General features: G+C 74.7%; 1 protein-coding gene. It reads left to right on the plus strand.

Annotated features, from left to right (window positions below; genetic code table 11):
• On the plus strand, nt 1-292 hold a 292-nt coding region (locus ACYQ0J_RS00145; protein ID WP_460170223.1), incomplete at both ends, for a tyrosine-type recombinase/integrase.

Raw genomic sequence — 292 nt, forward strand, 5'->3', positions numbered from 1 at the left:
GCTCCCCCGGAGGCTCCCCGTCTACCTCACCCCGCCCGAGGTGGCCCGCCTCCTCCAGGCGGCCTACCAGAACCGCTCCCCCCGGGTGGCCCTCCGGGACTGGGCCCTCCTCGCCTTCCTCTACGGCACAGGCCTCCGCCTCTCCGAGGCCCTGGCCCTGACCTACGCCGACCTCACCTATCAGGACGGCGTCCCCCACGCCATCCGGGTCCAGGGGAAGGGGGGGAAGGAGCGGATGGTGGTCCTCTCGCCCACGGCCCAGCGGGCCCTGCACCAGTGGCTGCGGCACCGG

Source organism: Thermus sp. FJN-A, from assembly GCF_054655095.1.